Annotated in this window: 14 protein-coding genes; 10 read left to right on the plus strand and 4 right to left on the minus strand. The window is 62.9% G+C overall.

All coding sequences use genetic code 11. The annotated features are described in order from the left end of the window. Positions 1-41 precede the first annotated feature (41 nt). Positions 42-896 (minus strand): energy transducer TonB family protein, encoded by an 855-nt coding sequence (locus BJ6T_RS07530; RefSeq protein ID WP_014491707.1) that lies wholly within the window; start codon positions 894-896, stop codon positions 42-44. Between the two features lie 11 nt (positions 897-907). Further along, positions 908-1,081: a hypothetical protein gene (locus BJ6T_RS46985; protein ID WP_161170718.1), complete on the minus strand. Its 174-nt coding sequence runs from the start codon at positions 1,079-1,081 to the stop codon at positions 908-910. On the opposite strand from BJ6T_RS46985, the gene BJ6T_RS07535 reads away from it, so the two are divergent. From BJ6T_RS07535 to BJ6T_RS45280, 4 genes are all read left to right on the plus strand, one after another. Next, the gene (locus tag BJ6T_RS07535) at positions 1,080-1,694 is read left to right on the plus strand and encodes a nuclear transport factor 2 family protein (RefSeq protein ID WP_014491708.1); all 615 of its coding nucleotides are present in this window, start codon (positions 1,080-1,082) and stop codon (positions 1,692-1,694) included. The genes BJ6T_RS46985 and BJ6T_RS07535 overlap by 2 nt on opposite strands. 284 nt (positions 1,695-1,978) lie before the next feature. Then, complete coding sequence (locus BJ6T_RS07540) at positions 1,979-5,608, plus strand: hypothetical protein (protein ID WP_014491709.1); 3,630 nt, start codon at positions 1,979-1,981, stop codon at positions 5,606-5,608. A 207-nt stretch (positions 5,609-5,815) separates the two neighbouring features. Beyond that, complete coding sequence (locus BJ6T_RS49565) at positions 5,816-6,145, plus strand: Arm DNA-binding domain-containing protein (RefSeq protein ID WP_014491710.1); 330 nt, start codon at positions 5,816-5,818, stop codon at positions 6,143-6,145. Positions 6,146-6,249: 104 nt separating this feature from the next. After that, complete coding sequence (locus BJ6T_RS45280) at positions 6,250-6,483, plus strand: hypothetical protein (protein WP_141379150.1); 234 nt, start codon at positions 6,250-6,252, stop codon at positions 6,481-6,483. A 134-nt stretch (positions 6,484-6,617) separates the two neighbouring features. Here the strand turns inward: BJ6T_RS45280 and BJ6T_RS07550 are convergent, their stop codons facing one another. Then, positions 6,618-6,854 carry a hypothetical protein gene (locus tag BJ6T_RS07550; protein WP_014491711.1) on the minus strand — a complete coding sequence of 79 codons (237 nt, stop codon included), beginning with the start codon at positions 6,852-6,854 and terminating at the stop codon, positions 6,618-6,620. 258 nt (positions 6,855-7,112) lie between these two features. Here BJ6T_RS07550 and BJ6T_RS07555 point away from each other — a divergent pair, with 258 nt between their 5' ends. Then, a complete protein-coding gene (locus BJ6T_RS07555; RefSeq protein ID WP_014491712.1) occupies positions 7,113-8,405 on the plus strand; it encodes a c-type cytochrome in 1,293 nt (430 codons plus the stop codon). 4 nt (positions 8,406-8,409) lie between these two features. Here the strand turns inward: BJ6T_RS07555 and BJ6T_RS07560 are convergent, their stop codons facing one another. Then, a complete protein-coding gene (locus tag BJ6T_RS07560; protein ID WP_014491713.1) occupies positions 8,410-10,380 on the minus strand; it encodes a 4Fe-4S binding protein in 1,971 nt (656 codons plus the stop codon). A 196-nt stretch (positions 10,381-10,576) separates the two neighbouring features. Between BJ6T_RS07560 and BJ6T_RS07565 the strand changes: the two genes are divergently transcribed. From BJ6T_RS07565 to BJ6T_RS07585, 5 genes are read left to right on the plus strand one after another with little or no spacing between them, the layout of a single operon-like run. Further along, positions 10,577-11,284 carry a biotin/lipoate--protein ligase family protein gene (locus tag BJ6T_RS07565; protein WP_014491714.1) on the plus strand — a complete coding sequence of 236 codons (708 nt, stop codon included), beginning with the start codon at positions 10,577-10,579 and terminating at the stop codon, positions 11,282-11,284. Further along, a complete protein-coding gene (locus tag BJ6T_RS07570) occupies positions 11,281-11,820 on the plus strand; it encodes a DUF6505 family protein (protein WP_014491715.1) in 540 nt (179 codons plus the stop codon). The genes BJ6T_RS07565 and BJ6T_RS07570 overlap by 4 nt, the downstream gene beginning before the upstream one ends. Beyond that, positions 11,817-12,824 (plus strand): DUF6352 family protein, encoded by a 1,008-nt coding sequence (locus BJ6T_RS07575; protein ID WP_014491716.1) that lies wholly within the window; start codon positions 11,817-11,819, stop codon positions 12,822-12,824. The genes BJ6T_RS07570 and BJ6T_RS07575 overlap by 4 nt, the downstream gene beginning before the upstream one ends. Further along, positions 12,821-13,339, plus strand: coding sequence for a DUF3305 domain-containing protein (locus tag BJ6T_RS07580; RefSeq protein ID WP_014491717.1), 519 nt, complete (start codon positions 12,821-12,823; stop codon positions 13,337-13,339). The genes BJ6T_RS07575 and BJ6T_RS07580 overlap by 4 nt, the downstream gene beginning before the upstream one ends. Continuing rightward, positions 13,336-13,968 carry a DUF3306 domain-containing protein gene (locus BJ6T_RS07585; RefSeq protein ID WP_014491718.1) on the plus strand — a complete coding sequence of 211 codons (633 nt, stop codon included), beginning with the start codon at positions 13,336-13,338 and terminating at the stop codon, positions 13,966-13,968. Before BJ6T_RS07580 ends, BJ6T_RS07585 begins: the two co-directional genes overlap by 4 nt. Positions 13,969-14,058: the final 90 nt, after the last annotated feature.

A 14,058-nucleotide genomic window follows, 5' to 3' on the forward strand; every position in this document is an offset into this window, starting at 1 on the left:
GCGCCGTTTTTGCATGTGGCAGAGAATTGTTCTGCTCTGCTTCAGCAGCCGCGGCAGATGCTGCGAAGCATGGAGTTCAGCTTGGTATCGTCTGGCCCGGGGGACTTCGCATTCAGCCTGGCCTGGTCCTCGATCCAGGATTTGAGCAATTTTTCTCGTTCCGGCGACGGCCCTGGGTTTAGCCGCGTCCCGTCGAAGCTCACGAGGACGGTCACTCTCTGCAGGTCGTCCTTCGCCTCAGCGGGCGGTTTCGGGAATGGCACGGATCGCTCGACCATGGCGAGCGTTGCGGCATCTAGCGGCGCGAAGCCTGTGCTTTCTACCAGCACGTTCGAGATCAACTTGCCTGAACGATCGACCACGAACGTGACGCCGGTATCGCCCCTCTGACCGATCGCCTCCGGAGGAAATGCCCTGTGGCGCCAGACGTGTTGGGTGACCGTCTTGCGCCAGGCGGCCATGGGATCGGCCTCCGTGGAGGCGGGATCCGGCCTGCTCAGCACGACCCCTAAGGGCGGCACCTGAAATTGACGGCCGCCGAAGACAATCTGCACCGTGAAAGGAAACGAGTCCTCCTTGAGCTCCGAAGGTGGCGCCGGAAACGGTTCGGCGCGGGCGATGATCGCGAGCGCGGCATCGTCGAGCGACCGCGAGCCGGCGCTTTCAGCCAACGCCCGCGAGATCAACCTGCCGGACCGATCGATGACGAATGTGACCCTGGCTTCGCCGGTTTGCCCCAGTGCTTCAGCCGGAAATTGCCTGTAGCTCGCTATGTGGGCCGACAGCCTCGCCTTCCAGGCAGTCGCGCGTTCGGTTTGCACATCTGTCTGTGCGTGTATGGGGAAAACCGCCAACCATCCGAGAAGCGCGGCCAACAAGGGGAATTTCATCTGCATCGGTGCGGATACTAATCGCGGTCAGGTTGATTGCAAGGCTCGCTGCTCGTATCGCGTTTCTCAAGCTGTGGGCTATTCGAACGGCTGCCAAGCATCGGGCGCTTGACGCCAACCTCATTGCCCCGTTGATATTTCGGGCCGATGACATTCATCGCAGCCTCAAGCTGCCGGGAGAGACGTACCATGGACCAGCAACTCCTCGATCGCCTTACCATCCGCGACCTCGTCGAGAACTGGGCGGTGTGGCGCGACGCTGGCGACTGGGAGCGCTTTGCCACGGTCTGGCACGACGAGGGCTGGATGTCCGCCACCTGGTTTCAGGGGCCGGCGCGGGATTTCATGCGGGTCAGTCAGGAGGGGTTTGCCAAGGGCGTGCGCATCCTGCATTTCCTCGGCGGCACCAGCATCGATCTCGCAGGCGCGCGGGCCATCGCGCAGACCAAGATGACGATCTCGCAGCGTGCCACGGTGCACGACGTGCTCTGCGACGTCGTCTGTACCGGGCGCTTCTACGATTTCCTGGAGAAGCGGCATGACCAATCAGGTATTGGCAAATGGGGCATCGTCCGCCGCCAGCCGATCTACGAGAAGGACCGGATCGACCCGGTCGATCCCGCCGCAACGCTTCAACTCGACCAAAAAACGCTCGCCGCACTGCCCGAAGGCTACCGTCACCTCGCCTACATGCAGGAGCTGATCGGCTACAAGGTCAAGCGCGACATGCCGGGCCTGATCGGCACTGAAGTCGAGAGGCTCTATGGCGAGGGTCGGGACTGGCTCGCGGGGAAGCCGAAGTAAATCCCGGACAATGTTTGACGCGCCATGATCCGCTTCTGACGCGGATGTCTCGCGCAAATCTTGAATGCGCGTGGTCGCCGCAATTTTCGTCACGCTGCTGATAAATTCATCCAGCAATATTCACGCGCATACGCCTCACGGTTTTGTCACTGATCAACAGCGTGGCGAAAAATATGCGCGGCTTGACAGGCATTTTCAGCCGTCGCAGTTTTAAGTTGAAATGGTCGTCGAATGATTTTGCTTTGCTCGTTTGATTTTCCAGGCACCAAACGCGGAGCATTCATATGACGGCTATTCCTCCCGCCAGTGGCGTTACGCTCCACGACGGCGACACGATGGATGTCAGTGGCGGCGCCTCCGTCGATAGCACGACGATTTTTGCTGGCGGCTTGCAGACGGTCGGCGGATCTTTCGCGACGAGCACGGCAACCCACACTGTCATTTATGGCGGAGAACAGGACGTCGTCTTTGACGGCGTCGCCAGCTATACGACCATCTACCAGGGCGGCATCCAGCGCGTCACTGGCCAGTATATCCATGAAGGTCCAACCCCGGGCGCAGCCGATCACACCACGATCAATGGTGGCGGCGAGCAGGACGTCGACACGGGAAGCGCAACGGCGACGACTGTCAATTCCGGCGGCCTCCAGAACGTGACGAATGGTGGCAGCGCCAGCGGCACCATCGTCAATTCCGGCGGTGTTCTCAAGGTTTCGGGTGAAACGGTCGAAACGGCGCCCGTGTATCCGGAGCCGGTCATCCGAAGCGTGGCGACCGCTGCAACCATCAACTACCAGGGCGAATTCGCCGTCACTGGCGGCGGGACGGCAGTGAACGCCGTCGTCAACGGCGGCGTCATGACTGTCTCGGGATCGATACCCGATCCGTTCGCCAACGTCCCCGGCCAGCCGGCCGTCGACGCCAGCATGGCGACCGGCACCATCGTTGAAGGTTTTGGAACATTGACGGTGTCGGACGGAGCGGTCGTATCGGGCACGATACTCCAGAACTTCGGCACGTTGAACGTTGATGCAGGCGGCACGGCAACCGGCACGACCATCAATTACGGAACGATGGTGCTGTCCGCCGGCGCGACGGCGACCAACACGACCGTCAATCAGTATGGCGGCCTCATTGTGCTTGGCAACGCCGATTTTTCGGGGGCAGTCTTTAACGCCGGCAGCACCTTGCAGATCGGCGATGGCACGATTGAAAACGGATTTGTTGTCGCGAGCAGTGTGACGCTGGCCGTCCTGGACGGCGGTGTCGCCAAAAACACTGTTGTTTCCGCAGGCGCAACGCTCATCGCTGAAGCTGGCGCGACGCTGTCCAATACGACGTTCCAGAGCGGCGCAACGTTTGTAGCCGATTATGGCTACACGGAAAACGGCTTCACCGTATCGGACGGCGTATTGTTCAAAGTGTTCGGCACGGCCACCAACACGACGATATCAGCGGGTGGCAAGGAAATCCTGGGCAACTTCGACTTGGGAGCCACCGCCAGCAACACCGTTATCAATGGCGGCGAACAGGATGTCGGCCTTAGCTCCACCGCCAGCTACACCACGATCAACATGGGCGGCATTCAACGTGTCGCCGGCATCTATCTGCACGATGCGCCGGGGCCGGGCCGGGCCGATCACACCATCGTCAACAATGGTGCCGAGCAGGACGTCGATACCGGCATCGTGACGTCAACCACCGTCAATGCCGGCGGCGTCCAGAATCTCACCAATGGGGGCTTTGCCAGCGGCACCATCGTTCACTCGGGCGGCGTCATCAATGCTTCGGGAGAGACGCTCTATCATTCTCCTGGGGCCCCATACAGCACCGTCATCAGAAGCGAAGTCGATTTTGCGGTTGTCGACAGCGGCGCCGAACTGCACCTGTTCGGGGCGGGGATCGCCAAGAAAGCCACCATCAATGGTGGTGTGATGACGGTTTCGGGATCCGTTGCAGACCCCACGAACGACCCAAGCGTACCGGCGGTCGATGCCAGTGCGGCGAGCGGGACGATCCTCAATTCAGGAAGCATCTCCGTCTCGGACGGTGGCATCGTCACCTCCACGACTCTGAGCGGCGGCACGCTTGACGTGCTCGATCACGGCACCGCGAACGCTTCGACAATTTATCACGGCGCCACAGAATTCGTCGAAGCGGGTGGCATTGTCGGCGCGACCACGATTGCCGGCGGCATGCTTGATCTCAAGGCGGGTGCGATTTCCGACGACGCGATCACCTTCTCCGGCCAAGGCGTACTCAAGATCGAGCAGAAGCTGGTTTCGGGCCAATCGACCTTTGCGAGCCAGCTCAAGGGCATTGTGCTCGGCGACCAGATCGACCTGTCCGGGCTGTCCTATACAAGCGGCGCAACGGTGACTGTATCCGGCTCTAAGCTCACGGTCAGCAACGGTGCGGCCAGCGAGACCTTCACACTGGCGGATACGTCGGTCACGCGCTTTGGCATCGCGAAAGACAGCTCTGGCGGCATTCTGCTGACAGCCGCAGCCCTGCCGACCATCGCTGGAGCCGTGTCGGGACAAACGACCAGCAACGGAGCTGCGATCAATCCATTCGCGAGCGTAACGATCACAGATCCAAACGCAGCAGCAACGGACAGTCTGATCATCACGCTCGCGGGTGCCGCCGGCATCCTGTCCGGAGCAGGATTGATCTCGCTCGGAAACGGAACCTACGAGCTGACGGCTACCACCGCCGCCAACCTGACCGCCGAGTTGCACGCCCTCACCTTTGTCGCCTCGCCGCACGGAGATGGAAGCGCAACGACCACCTTCACCCTGAGCGACACGAGCAGCGTCGGCGTGACCGTCAGCGACGCCCATACGTCCGTCACAGACACGCATCAAGCCGGGAGCACGGCGATCGACGGCCCGGCATCCGGTTATGCGGTCATTCAGGGCACGACGGGCAACGACATCATCCACGCCTACGGCATGTTCAATACCATCCACGGCAATGGCGGGAGCGACACGATCTACGCCGGATCATACGGTACGGTTGATGTGTCGAGCGGCGACAGCACCGTCTATCTGGAGGGGATCGTCAACCACGTAACCGGCGGCAACGGCAACACCGCGGTGACGGGATCGACGGGCGCCACGACGATCGCGCTCGGCGACGGCAACGACATCATTAATGCCGGCGGATATGGGAGCGTCATCACGCTGGGTAACGGCAACGATGTTGTCCATCCCGGTGACGGCGCGAGCCAAACGACGGCCGGCAACGGCGACGACCGCGTGACGCTTTCTGGATATGGCAACACGGTCGTGCTTGGCAATGGCAACGATGTCGTCACGGGCGGAGATGGCGCCAACAGTGTCACTCTCGGCGATGGCAACAACACCGTGAATCTCGGCGGGACGGGAAACCAGATCACCGTCGGCTCGGGAACGAACACGATCATGGCCGGCAGCGGATCCGACAACGTCGTTGCAGGCGCGGGCCACGACACGATCACGCTTGGCGGCGCTGCCAATCACGTGGTGCTCAACGGGTCCCAGGCAAATGTGACAAACCAGATTGGCCAGGACGTCATTACGGTCAATGGCGGATCAGACCAGTTTAACTTTGTCGGGTTTGGCAATCAGGCCATCATCAATGGCCCGGCCCACGTCAACATCATCGATCACGGCACGGGTCTGACAGTCTCGATCAACTCCAGCAGCCAGGTCGATACGATTTCCGGATTTGGAAATGACACGCTCGGCGTCGTCGCTCTTGCGAACGGCATAGGTGATTACCACTCCGTCGCCGACATCATGGGCGCGCTCAGGAGCGATGGACATGGCGGGGCCCTGCTTGCGCTGGGGAGCGGTCCTGACGCAGGGTCTATCGACTTCGTCGATACCGCAGTCAGTCAATTGCACGCATCGAATTTCATGATCGTGTAGCGCGGAAGATGGCGGCGGACCCAAAAGCTTGGGAAAATTCCCCCGGACAAAAGTAAGGCGCGACTGGCATCACCACGTCCGTGGCGGGCTTCCGCGCGCGTCCCCCATCGTGCGCTGCTGTTGTAAACTATGCTAGAATCGTTTCGTTGAAAGTTCGCTGCTGCTCACGAGTGTTCGCCGCAATCCGTGTTGAATGGTGGGGCGGAAATGGGCAAAAGGCGGCTGCACAAGCTCTCGGCTCGGGAAGCCGAGACTATCGTTGAGCCCGGCCGTCACAGCGACGGCGGTGGGCTTTACCTTGCGATTGAGACGGGTACGCACGCGCGGCGCCAATGGGTTTTTCTCTACCGTGTGCGTGACACCGGGAAGCGTAGAGAATTTAGGCTGGGCTGGGCTGGGCTGGGCTCGGCCAAAGGCAAAGGCAGGGGTGGCATCTCACTCGCCGACGCTCGTCTCAAGGCGGCAGAGGCGCGCAAGCAACTAGCCGAAGGCAAGGAGCCGGGGGGCGGAGCGGCGCGCCAAAATAGTGGCGGCTAGCAACTCCAATCAACGATTAGAGAGGTGTGAAGCAGCACACATCGGGACTTTGCATGAGACGCTAATCAGGCCTCCGGCTCCCGCATGAGCCAACGGAGGTTCCCATGAGGCGTTTGATCGTTTCCGGACTGATTGCCGTCACGTCGTTCGCCGTTGCAGCAACCATGCTGCATTCAAACACATGGCCGACAAACACATGGCCGACCACCGGGACTGTCGGAGCGGCACGGACGCCCGTGGCACAGGAGTCTCGAAGCGGGGTGCTGGCGAGCAAACTTCCGGTCCAGGATTTCGATGATCGATCGCTGGTGTTTCCGCGCGAGACAAAGCCGCAATAGCCGCAACTGCCGGCTCTCCTTGCGACGCTGACTTGTTGCGCAAGGGAGGGGACGCAAGGGAGGCGGCCTTGGGCTCGTCCGCGGACGAGTTGCATGCGCTTCGATCGACTGAAGCGACAGGAACCCTTGACCCGTCAAGGGCCCATATCGGGTCTCATGCCGGTGAGATCGCCGAGCAGTCCCAGGGCCCGGAGCTCTGCATCGTGCTGATCGATTTCTAGTATCGCCAGCAGCAGGGCTAGCACGACCGTGACGTAAATGAGTAGCGGTGAAGCTTTTGCGCTCGCCGGATCATCGGCCGGCGAAAGCAAAGCGCGGAGCGTTCGCAGGTGCGAAATCATCAGCAGATACGCTTTGGATCGTATTTGCATGACGGGGCCCTCGCCGCCTCAATGCAATCTAGGACCGGCGCGACACCGTTCAAGCTGGCATGTCGTCGCGTATCCTGGAATTGGGGCGGATGGGGTGATCCTCCAAGGGTCCGCAAGGACAGGGCCCGCCCGGCCTGCAAGCCGCGCCGGATGGATCGACCAGGACCGTCGTTGCACCCGACAAATGATGCGATTGTCCCGGCGGCGAGTTCAGGCAAAATGGATGCTGTCCTTGTTCGGCGCTGTCCTGAAACGCTGATGAAGTTCCTCATACGTCTCGCGCTGCTCTCGTTCGTCGCGTCGCCACTTGCCGTCGCCCAAGTGGCACTCGCCCAATTGCTGGGGCACGGTGGACCGGTGCGGGCGATCGCTGTTTCAGCCGATGGAAAGACCCTGCTGTCCGGCGGTTTCGACACCACCGCCATCCGATGGTCGCTCGCAAGCGATTCGGCCGAGCAGGTGTTTCGGTTTCATTCGGATGCGGTTAACGCGGTGGGCTTCCTACCCGACGGGCGGATGGTCACGGCCGGTGCGGACGCGCGCATTGCGATCTGGACGCCCGGTCAGCAGGAGCCGGACCAGGTGCTGCAGGGACATCAAGCACCGATTGCCGGCATTGCGATCTCGCCCGATGGCTTGACCATCGCCTCCGCATCCTGGGACCATACGGTCCGGCTCTGGTCGCTACGCGACGGCTCGCAGCGGGTGCTTGAAGATCATTCGCAAAACGTGAACGGGGTTGGCTTTGCGCCTGATGGACGATCGCTCGTCAGCGTGGGCTATGACCACGCACTGCGGATCTGGCATTTGCCGGATGGCACGTCCGACACCGTCACGCTGCCGTCGCCGTTAAATGCGCTCATCATCGCGGGCGATGGTGAAATCGTCACGGGGGCGGCGGACGGCAGGCTGCGCTTGCTAAACTCCGACGGCGCGGACGGGGGAGAGGTTGCAGGAGGTGCGACGCCCATTGTGGCACTGGCTATTTCCAATGACGGTGCGTTGATCGCAGCAGCCGGCATAGGTGGCGCTATCGCCATCATCGATCGCAAGGTCCGCACCGTCCTGCGCACGCTGGTCGGACCCGGCATGCCGATCTGGTCCGTTGCCTTCCTGCCCGACAATGAGACCTTGCTGACCGGTGGTGCCGATGGAAAAATACGGCGCTGGAATGCGCGCACCGGCGATGCGATCGGCTCTCATCTTCTGGGCACGCCGGCTGATCCGCTGGCGGCCTATGCCGGTGATCGCGGCGCAGATGTGTTTCGCGCATGCGTTGCCTGTCACACGCTGTCGACAACGGACGTGCCACGCGCCGGTCCGACGCTTGCAGGGCTGTACGGCCGGAAGATCGCGTCGCTGCCAGGCTATCGCTTTTCCGATGCACTCAAGACGATGGATATCGTCTGGACGCCCGAGACAGTCGCAAAACTGTTCGAGATTGGTCCAAATGCCTACACGCCCGGCACCAAGATGCCGGAGCAACGCATCGGTTCCGCCGAAGATCGCCGCGCGCTCACGGAGTTTCTGGCGCACGCGACGGCGAAGTAGCTAACTAGCTCTTGTTGTCTCGCTGGCGCAAATAGTCGTCCGTCGTGCGCGGCGGGGCGCGTTCGGGAACGCCGGCGAACGGATCGAATTGCTGCTCGCTCATGGTGATGACACGGCAGTCGGCGCACATCCAGAGCGCCTCGAGGCGCTTGTCGCCGGCAGGATACATCCAATGGCGACCTTCGAGCTTCGCTGCGATGCGAGTGATCGTGCTCTTGATGCCGAAGGGTTTACCGCAGCGGATGCATAGCGCGGGCTCTTCCTCCTTGATCAGCTGCGCCTGCGCACGAGACGCGCGGAAATCGATCTGAGGCTTGAGCGTGATCACCTTCTCGGGGCAGGTGCTCTGACACAATCCACATTGCACGCAGGCATCCTCGACGAATTTGAGGACTGGACGCTCCGGATCGTCGCGCAATGCGCCGGTCGGGCAGACGGAGACACAGGACAGGCACAGGGTACAGCCGTCGGTGTTGACAGTGATGGCCCCAAGCGGGGCACCCTGGGGCAGCGCAATCACATCGGTCGGGCTTGGAGCGACGCGGTGCAGCTCGCTCAGGGCAAAGCGCAACAGATCGCGCCGCTTGCCGACCGTCCTGAATGTCGCGGGCTGGCTGACGGTCGCGAGCGGCTCGACCGCCCGCAATTGTTCGCCGAGCGCATCCGGGTCGTCCGTCTCGATCGTCGCGACGCGGCGGCCGGCAAATCCAAGACCGGCGAGAATGGCCTGCGCCATGGTGATGGTCCGCGACAGTCCAGTCAAATCGTGCCGGGGTTTTGCCCGCAGCAGGAAGCGCACAGCGGCCGCGCCATGGGCAAAGGCTGCCACGACCGCCTCCAGTCCGAGCTGGGTCACTTCGTTGGCGGCGAAGGGCAGCACGTTCGCCGGCAGGCCGTCGCCATGGCGCGCCAGCGCATCAATCAGCGGGCCGCCGTGCTGGCTGTCATGAAACAGCAGCAAGGGCCGGGTGCCGCCGGCGTCATGATAGGCCAGCAGCATCGCGCGCAGCTGGTGCAGTTGCGTGTCGGCGGGGGGCAGTGTGTAGGCGGCCGCGCCGGTCGGGCAGGCCGCCGCGCATTGGCCGCATCCAGCGCAGACCTCCGCATTCACGCTGACATGGTCGCCGGCCGGCGTGATCGCGCCGGTCGGGCACAAATCCAGGCAGCGATGGCAGCCGGTGATGTTGGAGCGCGAGTGGGCACAGAGTGCGTCTGTGAAGTTAACGTATTTCGGCTTGTCGAAGCTTCCGACGAGGTCGCGCGCTTTCAGTACCGCGCGCAGCAGAGCGGCCGGATCGCCGGGGTCGGCGCGCAGATAACCGTCGCGGAGATCGTGGGCCGGAAACAGCGGCGCGCCGCCAGACAGATCCAGCACAAGGTCGCAGCGCGATGTCGCGCCGTCGCGGGAGGTCTCGAACACAAAGCGGTCGCGTGACGAGGGACGGGGAGGAGCGTAGTCGTCGACGGTCAATTCAAACGCACCAAGATGCCCCCTTGCGTTGCGGATCGTGCCCTTCACGATCGGGAAAGTTGTAGTCGCCGGCGGCGTGATGTCGCCCGGTGCCTTCAGCATAACGGTCACGTCGAGGTGATCGGCCAACAGCGTGCCGGCCTCGATCGCGGCCTCGTCGCACCCGTAGATGAGGATCACGCCGTTGCTGGTGAGCGTGACAAAGCGATAGTCGGGTGCGGGCACCGCCGACGCCGCGAGCAGCGCAGCCATCTTGGGACCTGCTGCCGCGCCTTCGCGCGACCAGCCGGCGGTCTCGCGCACGTTGACGAATTCGATTCCATCGGTCCGCTCGCCCGCTTCCTCCGTAAACAGCGCCGCCTGCTGCGTACAGGCCACGGTCAGGGGGCCCTCGGCCCTTGCCGCGTTGCGGAAGTGCTCGAGCTCGGTCCCGCAGAGGTGACGGAACATCCTGATGTCGCGGTTGCGGCAACCACGGCCGATGGCGGCCGCGTCAAGACGCATCGTGTCTTCGCACGAGCAGACCAGGATCGTTTTCGGGGGCTGCGCCAGGTCAACCTCTCCGCACGATGGCGCATCACGCGGACTCGCGCCGATGCTTCACCTCGTATAGATATTCCAAAGCGGGAAGAAATGGAAACGGGAGGACGACCTGTCGCCGACCGCGAACCCCATCATTTCAACGGCCGAACCGATCCAATTGCCGCCGCCGTTCACCTTGGTGCGGTTGCGTGAGAGCGGGGATGCGTTCGCCCATGCATGCCGCATTGCAGCGACGAGCGGCGCTGGCACGCTCGTCTACGTGGGACGGTTCGATCTCGCCGAGTTCGCCGTGGTGCTCGAACCGAACGAACCGCTCCGGACTGCCCGGCGCGCCTTCTATGCAGGAATGGTCGCGCTGACCGACGCCCTGCGCGCATACGCGCCGCCGATGAAGGCGGTGACGATCGATTGGCCCGATGCGGTCCGCATTGATGGCGGATTGGTCGGTGGCGGCCGGCTGGGCTGGGCGGCCTCGGCGCGCGAGGACGAACCGCGGCCATGGCTCGTCTTTGGCGCCATGACCCGCACCGTCGCGATGACCGGGGAGGACGCCGGCATTCATCCGCTTGCCTCCGCCCTCGAGCAGGAGGGGTTTGGCGAGGCAGGTGCGGTCCAGGTCACCGAAAGCTTTGCGCGTCACCTGATGCTGGCGTTTGACGCCTGGCAGGTTGACGGTTTCGAGAGCGTCGCGCGCGACTATCTGGCGAGGCTGCCGCGCGAACGTCAGACCCTTCAGCGCATCGATGAAAACGGCGATCTCCTGGTCCGGCGGATCGGCAGCTGCAGGGCCAGGCGCCATGGACTGGTCGAGGCCCTCAGAGAGCCGACCTGGCTCGACCCGGAGACGGGAGGACCGCGGCTGTGAAGCTGTTGCGCACCATCGCGCTCGATCCGTCCGACACCTTTGTCTTCGAGGTGCCGGCCGAGCCCGGCGAGTGGGCGGTCTCCGGCACGTTCCGGTTCTGCGACCGGGACCTGGCCAAGCTGAGCGGGAAGGAACGCTCAGCCTTCCGCAGCGGCTTCCTCGGTGTGCAGTCATGGGGATGGTCGACGCTGGTGCAGATTGTCCCGGCGACGGAGGACGATCGCACGGCGCTGGTGGAACTCCTTGCCATGCAACTGGTCGACCGGTTCGGCGCGCCGGATATTGCAACGGCGAGGGCGGCTGCGGAAGACGAGGTCGCCTTCGCGCGATCGCTCTGCACGCATCCGATCAGTTCGCTCATTGCGGTCCATCGCTCGGCGAGCGATGGCGAGGTCCGCGAGTCCTTCCGCCGGCTGCGATTGCGGGAAGGACAAAGGCACGGCAAGGCATTCTCGTTCATGGAGGTGGAGGATGACGTCGAACCAGACAATGATCTCAACCTTGCGGACATAAGCCAGGAGCCGCGCCGCTCATGAAAGATTTCTGGATCGCCTGCGGCCACCATCTGCTCGATCGGGATGCGAGCGGCGGGCTTCGCGTCACGGACGAATTCCTGAAAGCCTATTTTGCTCGCCTTGAGCTGATGCCGCCGCAGGATGCGTGCGCGGTCGAACGCCGGCTGCACCGCGAGCTGCTTGCCGATCCGCGGCAGCCGGTGAGTCCGGACGAGATCGCGGCGATTGCGGATGACGATGCCCGCGGGAATTGGCGCTTCGTGCTCGCATTTCGCGATCATTTGTTGCGGCATCCAACGCTGGAGGCCGCCTATCTCTCGCTGGTCCGTTCGGGGGCAAACGATCTGCCGCCGCTCTTCGTCAACCAGCTCGCGCACGTGATCCTGCGCAATGCGCTCGATGGCTGCCGAGACCCGCTCGTGCTGCGCGCCGCCGAGCTGTTCTTCCGGCCGCAGCGCATCCTGCAGCATGAACAGGCCTTGCTGCTTGGTGATGACGAGATGATCGGCGGGCACAGTCTGACCCCGGTGCTCTCGCTGATGTCGATGCTGGGGGCCGCGACCCATGCAGAGGTCGATGTGCTGAGTGAGGAGAATGCCGAGGACTATTGGCAACGAAGCGACCATTTCGACATGGCTTTCGACCTTACCGCAGGCGGTCGCGGACCGGGCGCCCTGGGTCAGGCGATGGCGCGCTGGATCTCCCATCTGCTCGGGATCGACGCCGCCATCGTGCCGTTGCGCGAGCTGCAGGATGCGAGGCTCACCTGGTATGTGGGACTCGATGTGGCTGCCACCCAACTGGGCGACCGTCTCTGGCATGGCGAGGAGCTTGACGAACGCAGCGAGGGGCGCGTGCTGGCACTGTTCCAGTTGACGTTTGCGGACGCGAGCCTGGCCATCGAAGAGGTGCAGGGAGAGCCGGTCTATTTGATCCTGGCAATGACGCCCGATCAGAAGCTCCGAATGAAGCCGCAGAATCTGCTGACGGGTTTGCCAATAAAGCGCCTGGAGATGGTGACGTGAGCCCCGTAGCTCCACCAGTCGTGCGCCTCTCCGTTGGCCTTGTGGTCGAGCGGCGCAAGGCGGAGTCGCCATGGGTCGATTTCGTTTGGCAAGCCGTGGCCGTTTTGCCGGATGAACCGGAGACCAAACCCTGGACCGTTCTTCGCGAACAAGGCGGGGCCACCCTTTTCTACGCCGGCAGCGCCACGGTCGATCTCTATCCTTCCGAGACCGCTCGCTATCGCGACAATCTCGCCTTGGGCAGTCCGAGCATCTGGACCGTGCTATCTCCCGCGGAAGAAGGCTCCTGGCCGTATTCGGTTGTTGCCGCCACTGCCGATCCCGCGGAAGGTGAAGCCTTTACCGCGGCCGGCGCCAATCTCGTTGAAGCTGTGCCCATGCCGGAGATCCTGCGCGAGGCGATTGAAAGTTTTGTTGCCGAGCACCACGTCGAACGGGAGTTCTTCAAGCGAAAGCGGCGGCAGGCCGATCCCGAAGCGCTGGCGCGGTGCCGGCATGAAGGTGGACGCGAATGAGTGAGGAAGAGTTCCTTGCGCGTTGGTCTCGCCGTAAGCGAGAGGGGAGGGCAAACGCCGCTCCTCCGGAATCGGCAGAGCCAGGCGATGCATCATCTACCTCGCCGTCCCCCACCGCCAACGCCGGTGAATCCGAATTCGACCCGTCGAGCCTACCGTCGCTCGACTCGATAACCGCTGCGACCGACATCACCGCATTCCTACGCAAGGGGGTTCCGCAGGAGTTGACCCACGCGGCTCTTCGTCGCGCCTGGAGCGCCGATCCCGCCATTCGCGACTTCGTCGGGTTGGCGGAAAACGCCTGGGACTTCAACGATCCGACCGCGATGCCGGGCTTTGGACCGCTGGATTGCTCGGAGACGGAACTGGCCGCACTGGTCGACAGGATCGTCTCTGGCGTGCGTAAGGCTGCTGAAACCCTGCCGGACCCAGCCGTTGACGCTGAGAATCCTGCGGATTTTGCACGGGAGCAGCTTCAAGCGGAAACCTCAACCGTCGCGGAAGTGGTGGACCAATCCGCTGCGACCAGTCCCGCCACTGTTGCGGCGCAACCGGCGGTGGCTGAAAAGATCGAGAGTGAACTCGACCCCGCTCGGCGTCGCACACATGGTGGCGCACTGCCTCGCTAGACCAATGGCTATAGCTTCAGGCTATAGGGACGCGATTGACCCCCGCAGAATGAGGTCTACGCTTTGATTAGTGCTTTGGTTACAAAGCAC

Source organism: Bradyrhizobium japonicum USDA 6, assembly GCF_000284375.1.
Classification (GTDB): domain Bacteria; phylum Pseudomonadota; class Alphaproteobacteria; order Rhizobiales; family Xanthobacteraceae; genus Bradyrhizobium; species Bradyrhizobium japonicum.